Consider the following 7,920-nt stretch of genomic DNA (forward strand, 5'->3'; position numbering starts at 1 on the left):
CAGAAAAAAGGCAGATGACCATACTTGATCATCTGCCCATATTCCATATGCTACTTCATTTTACTGGTTCCACCCCAACATTTGACGTAGAACCAGAATGTGAACTGATGGGTTGTGCCGCCTCTTAATTCCGCATACATAAAATAAAAAACGTACTTTAAAGTACGTTTCATTTTTTTTATATGGAGTTGCCGTTATTGCTGAATTACACGGAGGCCTTCATAGCCTTCATGAGTTGTGACTTCTTTCTGGAGGCGGCATTCTTGTGAATCAGCTTCTTAGCTGCTGCCTGATCCAGCTTCTTGATGGCAATCTTGAGCAATACTTCAGCGTTATCCGACTTGGCAGCAAGTGCCTCGCGATAACGACGAATTGCCGTTTTAAGCTCGGACTTCTTCATCCTGTTCTGCAGGTTCTTGGCCCTGGAAACCTTGACCCTTTTCATCGCAGACTTGATATTCGGCATCCTATTCACCTCCTGCACTTTGAGTCAACATTCAATATATTAACATGAACCCTGTCCCAATGCAACACTTTTATCTACGCGCCATGCTTTCTTTTCAAATTTTTCAGTCTTCCGCGAAATGCGGGCCTGATGAAACGGTTTTACCGGCACGTTTTCCACAGGGATGAAAGATTTTGAAACGGTTCATAATAAACCCGGAACATTCTTATTATCAACCCAATGAAGGAAAGGTATGTGTTGCTATGGTAAAACAGATGAGAAGCATTCGCACGGACATGGCTGACGAATCCCGCGCTCCGGGCACCGGTGCCAGGATGATACAGCAGCAGGGCGTGCAGGATGGCATACGGGTGGAGCAGGATGGGGATGAGCAAGTCAGCATCACCAGGGTTCATGTGGTATCTCCCCTGGGAGAACAGAATACCGGAAAACCCATGGGCACCTATATCACCATGGATATGCCGGGCATTCGCGATCGAAGCAGAGATCTCTATGAGAAAACCTGCAAAATGCTGGCCAGGGAACTGGAGAACCTGATCCGGCTCAATGACAATGACACGGTGCTGGTGGTCGGCCTGGGCAACTGGAATGTGACCGCCGACTCGCTGGGACCCAGGGTTGCGTCCCATATCCTGGTCACACGCCATTTGCACGAGTATTTGCCGCAGGAGGTGGATGACGGGGCCAGGCCGGTGTGCGCCATAGCGCCCGGCGTTCTGGGACTGACAGGCATTGAGACGGGACATATCATCAAGGGTGTGGTGGACCAGATCAAGCCTGCCCTGGTTATTGCGGTGGATGCCCTGGCCTCCAGGAACATGAACAGGGTCAATGCCTCGATCCAATTGGCCAATACCGGCATTGCGCCGGGTTCAGGCATCGGCAACAAGCGCATCGCCATTGCACAGGAGACGCTTGGCGTACCGGTTATCGCCATCGGTATTCCGACCGTGGTGGACGCCGCCACCATCGTCAGCGATACCATTGACCTCATGATAGACGGCATGATGAAACAGAGCCCGACGGACAGCGCTTTGTACAACATGCTGTCCAACATCAACCGCGACGAGAAGTACGAGACCATCCTCAATATTCTGGAGCCCTACTCCGGGAACCTGGTGGTCACGCCCAAGGACACCGATGAAATCGTGGAGTATCTCTCCAAACTGGTGGCAAACGGCATCAACATGGCGCTGCACAAGAATATTGACACCAAGGATGTGGACCGCTTCATCCAGTAACAGCGGGCCGCAACACACTGGAATGAGGGGCGGCTGAACCCGGTACATTTAGGTACGTTCAAGTCAAGCCGCCCCTGTTCCTTTTTCGCAGACTGTTTTGGCGCCTTATTGCAGTGGGGCTTTAACCTTTACGGGCTCCCTTCCTGTATAAGTGTCATTACGAGCGCAGCCTGGCAATCCCGTAAAACCCGGGAGCGGCCGCGGAAGTGGCGGAGATTGCTTCGTCGCTGGCGCTCCTCGCAATGACAGAAAAGACATAACCCAATGGTATCATGCCCTGGGTGTCATTGCGAGCGGAGCAAAGCGAAGCGCGGCAATCCCCGGAGCCTAATGCCCGGCCGCCGTGCTGTACGACTGCAAATCATACTTCCCGAATGGGTTAACATCCAAAACGTTCCAACGCATGCCTCCTGCCTGCATGTGGCAGGCAAGAAGCTCTGTATTTTACGTATAAATTATAGTATGATGATAATACAGCACAGTTAGGCAGGAGTGATACTGAAAGTGGCCCGTCTGATATTCCCCAATCCCCGGCCCAGGTTCAGACTGAAGAATCATGCAAGGTTTACAGCGGTATTGCTGGTTCTTTTGCTCGTGGTTACGGCCGTGGTCGTGGCCCTGGGGAAGGTCAGGGAAAACGGTGACTCGGAAGCTGCCTCGATTGTGGTGACGCCCTTCGTTCCGCCGCCGACCCCCGAGCCTACACCGCCGCCCATTGAGATACCCGAGGGCAAATCCCTGGAAAAGGTCATCATCGTGCTCGATGCCGGACACGGCGGCAATGATCCGGGCACCATATCGCCTTATGAAGACGGATTTTATGAAAAGGAAGTCACTCTTGACATAGCCCTGAAGGTCAGGGATTACCTGACCGAGGCCGGTATCCCCGTCATCATGACCCGTGAAACCGATACCCGCCTTGCCGACACCCAGAAGGAGGATCTCCTGCGGCGTGCGCAGCTGGCCAATGATAAGAAGGCCACCCTGTTTGTCAGCATCCATGTGAACGCATATGATCTGAAGTACCCGGGTGCCAGGCAGGTTAAAGGGATGGAGATATTCTACTATAACAAGGGCAAGCAGATGATGTTTGAGGATTTTGACAGCTACCGGTTTGCCGAAATCATGGCCAATGCCATAAAGGCACATAACGGTATCCAATACAGGGGGGCCATCAAAAACGATCTGTCCGTGCTGAGAAACACCAAAATGCCTGCCGTTCTGGTGGAAACGGCGTACATAACCAACCAGGAAGATCATGCCCGTCTGAAATCTGCCGAATTCCGGACCAAAACGGCAATTGGCATTGCGGAAGGGATAAAGGAGGCCCTTGAGACCCTGCAGGCCTTTGAATACGAGGGGGAACTTTATGTCTTCAAGGAACTTGATGCCGAATAGCAGCGGCATGAATGTGGAAGAACGCATCAAAGCGCTCAGGGAACTGATCCATTACCACAATCATCGCTATTATGTTGAAGATGATCCTGAAATCAGCGATTACGAGTATGACAGGCTGTACCAGGAGCTGGTTGAACTGGAGCAGGCCCATCCGGAACTGGTCACACCTGACTCCCCGACACAAAGGGTTGGCGGACAAGCCGACACCGCCTTTTCCAAGGTGATCCATGAAGTAAAAATGGAGAGCCTGAACGATGTGTTTGATCTGAACGAACTCCTTGATTTTGACAAGCGAGTGCGGGAAACGCTCGGACGGGAAGAAGTTGCGTATGTCGTTGAGAAGAAGATCGACGGCCTGTCCGTTTCCCTGGAATATGAAAACGGTCTGCTGGTCCGCGGCTCAACCCGGGGGGACGGTGTGGTTGGCGAGGATGTGACCCAGAACCTGAAGACCATTCGCGCCATACCCTTAAGGCTCAACCGTTTGCCCGGGGAGCCTGAGATACCCTTGCTTGAAGTCCGCGGCGAGGTGTTCATGCCCCGCAAGGATTTTCTCGAACTGAACCAGCGCCAGGAGGAGCTTGGGCAGAAGCTGTTTGCCAATCCCCGCAATGCTGCGGCAGGCTCCCTGAGGCAGCTGGATCCCGCCATAACAGCCCAGAGAAAGCTGGATATCTTTATTTTCAACGTGCAAAGAATCAGCGGGAAAACCCTGAAAACCCATTCCGAATCCCTGGAACTCTTAAAACAGCTTGGATTCAAGATAAGCCCCGGCTATAAGGTGTGCCGCAATATCCAGGAGGTCATAGAGGAGATTAAGGCCATTGGTGAAGCCAGGGACAGTTTTCCCTTTGAGATAGACGGCGCCGTGGTCAAGGTTGACGATCTGGAGCAGCGGACGATCCTGGGATCCACCAGCAAGGCGCCCAGATGGGCTGTGGCCTACAAGTATCCCCCGGAGATGAAGAAGACAAAGCTGAAGCAGATCATCATCCAGGTGGGAAGAACCGGTGCCCTCACGCCCAATGCGGTGCTGGAGCCGGTCAGGCTTGCCGGAACCACCGTATCCCGCGCCACGCTTCACAACGAGGATTTCATCCGGGAGAAGGATATCCGGGAAGGCGATACCGTATGGGTCAGAAAAGCGGGCGAGATCATCCCCGAGGTGGTCGGGGTGGACTTAAGCCTCAGGCCTGAAGACAGCAAACCCTATGCCATGCCCGACAGGTGCCCGGTATGCGGCGCGCCTGCCTTAAGGGAAGAAAACGAGGCCATCAGGCGCTGTACGGGTATTGAATGCCCGGCCCGCCTGTTCAGAAGCATCATCCATTATGCATCCAGGGATGCCATGAACATCGAGGGACTGGGACCTGCGCTCATAGAGATGTTGCTGGATAAGGGCTTCATCCGGGGAATCCCGGATCTCTACAAGCTCAGGGACAGGCGGGACGAATTGATTGCCCTGGAACGCATGGGAGAAAAATCGGTGGACAACCTGCTTGCGTCCATCGAGCAATCCAAGACCAATGACCTGAGCCGGTTGATCTTCGGCCTGGGCATCAGGCACATCGGGCTCCGTGCGGCTCAACTGGCAGCCCGGCATTTCGGGAGCATGGACAAGCTGCTTGAGGCAACCGTGGAAGAGATCCAGACCATCGATGAGTTTGGGGCAAAAATGGCGGAAAGCCTGCACGGATTCTTAAGGCAGGAGCAGACGAGGCATACCCTGGCGCTGCTTAAGGAAGCCGGCGTGCAGATGGTTTCCACCGCTGCCCAAAGCCAGGACGGCATATTCAAGGGCAAGACCTTTGTGCTGACAGGAACCCTGCCATCCTTTACACGGGCCCAGGCCACCGAGATCATTGAAAGCCTTGGGGGCAAGGTTTCGGGCAGCGTATCCAGGAAGACCGACTTTGTGCTGGCCGGCGACGAGGCGGGCAGCAAGCTGGAAAAAGCGCAGCAGCTCGGTATCAGGATAATTGACGAGGACGAATTCAGACGGATGTGCGGCATGTAGGAAGCGGCAGAACTTCCTGACGCAAAAATACCGATATATATTACAAAAGAGAACTTCTTACAAGGGGGGAGATGGTTCCTCGTGCACAAGAAAAGGTTTATTATTTCAGTGGATTCCTGCAAGCCTGGCATGCGTACGGCTGAGGCCATAGCCAATCGTTACGGCGCGATTATTCTGTATGAGAACACGGTTCTGGATGAACATGCCATCGAACATCTGCGCAACATAGGCATCCGGTCTATCCCCGTCTTTGAGGAAAGCATGATCTCCGTTTCTGGCGTTGACCAGGACTGGGCAATAACCCATGACGGGCAGAGTTTTAATATAAAATATGAGCAGGATGTCCACGCTATGAAAAAAACCCTGACGGACATCTCCACCGGCAAGCGCCTGAACAAGGATGCCACCGATCAGATCGTCAACACCATGATCAGCAGGCCGGCGGAAAACAGGAACATGATCGATGCCATCATGCAGATCAGAACCATTGACGAATATACCTATTACCACTGCATGAATGTGTCCATGCTGTCCATGATGATCGCAAGATGGATGAACCTGGATGAGGCGATGGTAAAGAAATGCGCTGAAGCAGGCCTCCTGCATGATGTGGGCAAAGCCAAGATACCGCCGGAAATCATCAATAAACCGGGCAAACTGACCGACAGCGAGTTTGCGCTCATGAAACGCCATTCGGAGTACGGCTACATGATTGTGACGGAAGACCGCAATTTTGATCACCAGGTAGCCCTGGCCGTGCTGACCCACCATGAAAAAATGGATGGCAGTGGTTACCCCATGGGGCTTACCGGCGACAGGATCAACCAGATTGCCAGGATTGTCGCTGTTGCGGACATCTTTGACGCTATGACGGCCAACCGGGTGTACAAGGACAAGGACACGCCCTTTACAGTTTTCCAGCTCATGCAGCAGGACAGCTTCGGCGTGCTGGATCCACTGGTCCTCAACGCATTTCTCCACAATATCACCCATTATTACGTCGGTTCCAGGGTCCGGCTGAGCACCGGCGAAGTGGGTGAAGTGGTTTTCATGAACCGGATGGACTTTTCCAGACCCGTGGTTAAGGTGGGGGATCGGTTTATCGATCTGGCGGTGACGAAATCGATTTCCATCGTGGAATTCCTGTGATGTTTGAGGGAGCAGGCTAATCATATGGTGAAGACCCATAAAATATTGATGTTTGTAGTTTTTCTCCTGTTGGGCATGTTGATCACGCTCCAGTTCAGGGGCATCCTTCAGAACAACGAAGGCCAGATGTCCATCAAGGAGCTTGCGGCCAGCCTCGAAGCCGAAGAAGCCGAGGGCAGAAGGCTTCTGGAAGAACTGAACAATCTGGAGGCTGAATGGAGCCAGCTTCTCAACAATATTGGAAGCCGGCAGCGGGACCCTGAAATCATGGCGCTGATCAACCAGCGGGATTATGAATATTTCCGGGCCGGGCTGACCAATGTCCGGGGCAACGGCATCGTGATCACCATGCAGGATGCCCAGACAGCCGGCAGCGGCGATATCGAGGACTACATCATCCATGATGCCGACATTACCGGCATTTTAAATGAGCTGCGCATCAATGGAGCAGAGGCCATCTCCATTAACGGCGAACGGATTTTGGGAACTTCCAAGCTGGTTTGTGCCGGACCGACCATTTTCCTCAACAAGAGCCGGTATCCGCCTCCGTATGTCATCAAGGCCATCGGCGATCCGGATATTTTGTACGATGCCATTGATCAGCTCCCCAATGTTGCCATCATGAGGATCTACGGCATCAGGATCGACATCAGGAAGGAGTATGACATGGTTATCGAGAAATATCGCCTGTATGAATCCGTTGATGAATGGCTGAGCCATCTGGAGGTGGTGTCGGAGTGAAAGCGTTCAAAACCATGGCATTGACCCTTGTCTGCCTGTTGCTGGGCATCGCCATTGCCTGGCAGTACAGCAGTGTCAATGAAAACCTGGTCCTGGCCCAGTATGAGAAGAAGAACTTAAGCCAACTGGTGGAAGAACTCCTGATGGAAAGGAACAACAATGAAAACCTCCGGGCAAGGATTGAGGAACTCCGGCAGGAAGTGGACGCCCTGAAGAACGATGAGAACATGGACATGAAATATGTGGAGGATCTGAAGAAGTCGGTCTTGATGGCCCGGGTCATGGCCGGCCTTGAAACCGTTAAGGGCACCGGGCTGGTCATCACCGTGGAAAGCGGCGGGCAGATCAAGGTAAAAGCCAGCCATATCCAGGAACTTCTCAACGAACTGAAAGCCTCCGACGTCCAGGCGCTCAGCGTCAATGACGAACGGATTGTGGCCACCAGCGAAGTGCGTGAAGCCGGTGATTATATCATGATCAACGGCCGTCAGTTGGTTCCGCCGTATACCATCAAGGCCATCGGCGATCCGGACAGGATGGAGCGTTCCCTCAGGCTGATGGGCGGCGTTTTGGCCAAGTATCAGGTTTACGAATTCAATGTAACCCTTGAAAAGAGCGACAACGTGGTCATACCGGCTGTAAGGGACGACGGAACCGTCATACGGACCGACAAGCTGACGCCGGTTACCCAGTAAACCCCGGCGCCATTCCCGCGACGGGCGGCGGCCGTATCCAAATCCAAGCATTTTGGCCTGTCCACGGTTAATATAATAGTACCGAAAGTATAGGAGTCATTTAGGATAAATGACTCCTCAGATTGTCGAAAAACAGGCATTTTCACGTGGGTGAGAATGCCTGTTTTCTTTGAAATATCAAAAATATAGCCCAAAATCGATAAAATAAAGGGC

Annotated in this window: 7 protein-coding genes; 6 read left to right on the forward strand and 1 reads right to left on the reverse strand. The window is 52.9% G+C overall.

All coding sequences use genetic code 11. From position 1 onward, the window contains the following. Nucleotides 1–205: 205 nt before the first annotated feature. The gene (gene rpsT, locus F3H12_RS12485; RefSeq protein WP_149679652.1) at nucleotides 206–466 is read right to left on the reverse strand and encodes a 30S ribosomal protein S20; all 261 of its coding nucleotides are present in this window, start codon (nucleotides 464–466) and stop codon (nucleotides 206–208) included. Between the two features lie 242 nt (nucleotides 467–708). Between rpsT and gpr the strand changes: the two genes are divergently transcribed. The 6 genes from gpr (at nucleotide 709) to F3H12_RS12515 (ending at nucleotide 7,707) form a co-directional block, all read left to right on the forward strand. Continuing rightward, a complete protein-coding gene (gene gpr / locus F3H12_RS12490; protein WP_243133287.1) occupies nucleotides 709–1,707 on the forward strand; it encodes a GPR endopeptidase in 999 nt (332 codons plus the stop codon). Nucleotides 1,708–2,211: 504 nt separating this feature from the next. Beyond that, on the forward strand, nucleotides 2,212–3,105 hold the full coding sequence (locus F3H12_RS12495; RefSeq protein ID WP_188118530.1) for an N-acetylmuramoyl-L-alanine amidase family protein: 894 nt from the start codon (nucleotides 2,212–2,214) through the stop codon (nucleotides 3,103–3,105). Continuing rightward, nucleotides 3,077–5,122 (forward strand): NAD-dependent DNA ligase LigA, encoded by a 2,046-nt coding sequence (gene ligA / locus F3H12_RS12500; RefSeq protein ID WP_479694081.1) that lies wholly within the window; start codon nucleotides 3,077–3,079, stop codon nucleotides 5,120–5,122. The genes F3H12_RS12495 and ligA overlap by 29 nt, the downstream gene beginning before the upstream one ends. Nucleotides 5,123–5,203: 81 nt before the next feature. After that, the gene (locus tag F3H12_RS12505) at nucleotides 5,204–6,271 is read left to right on the forward strand and encodes an HD-GYP domain-containing protein (protein WP_149679654.1); all 1,068 of its coding nucleotides are present in this window, start codon (nucleotides 5,204–5,206) and stop codon (nucleotides 6,269–6,271) included. Nucleotides 6,272–6,295: 24 nt separating this feature from the next. Next, nucleotides 6,296–7,012, forward strand: a complete 717-nt coding sequence (locus F3H12_RS12510) for a DUF881 domain-containing protein (RefSeq protein WP_149679655.1) — start codon at nucleotides 6,296–6,298, stop codon at nucleotides 7,010–7,012. Then, the gene (locus tag F3H12_RS12515) at nucleotides 7,009–7,707 is read left to right on the forward strand and encodes a DUF881 domain-containing protein (RefSeq protein ID WP_149679656.1); all 699 of its coding nucleotides are present in this window, start codon (nucleotides 7,009–7,011) and stop codon (nucleotides 7,705–7,707) included. Before F3H12_RS12510 ends, F3H12_RS12515 begins: the two co-directional genes overlap by 4 nt. Nucleotides 7,708–7,920 lie beyond the last annotated feature (213 nt).

The organism is Thermoclostridium caenicola (assembly GCF_900142095.1).
Lineage (GTDB): Bacteria > Bacillota > Clostridia > DSM-8532 > DSM-8532 > Thermoclostridium_A > Thermoclostridium_A caenicola.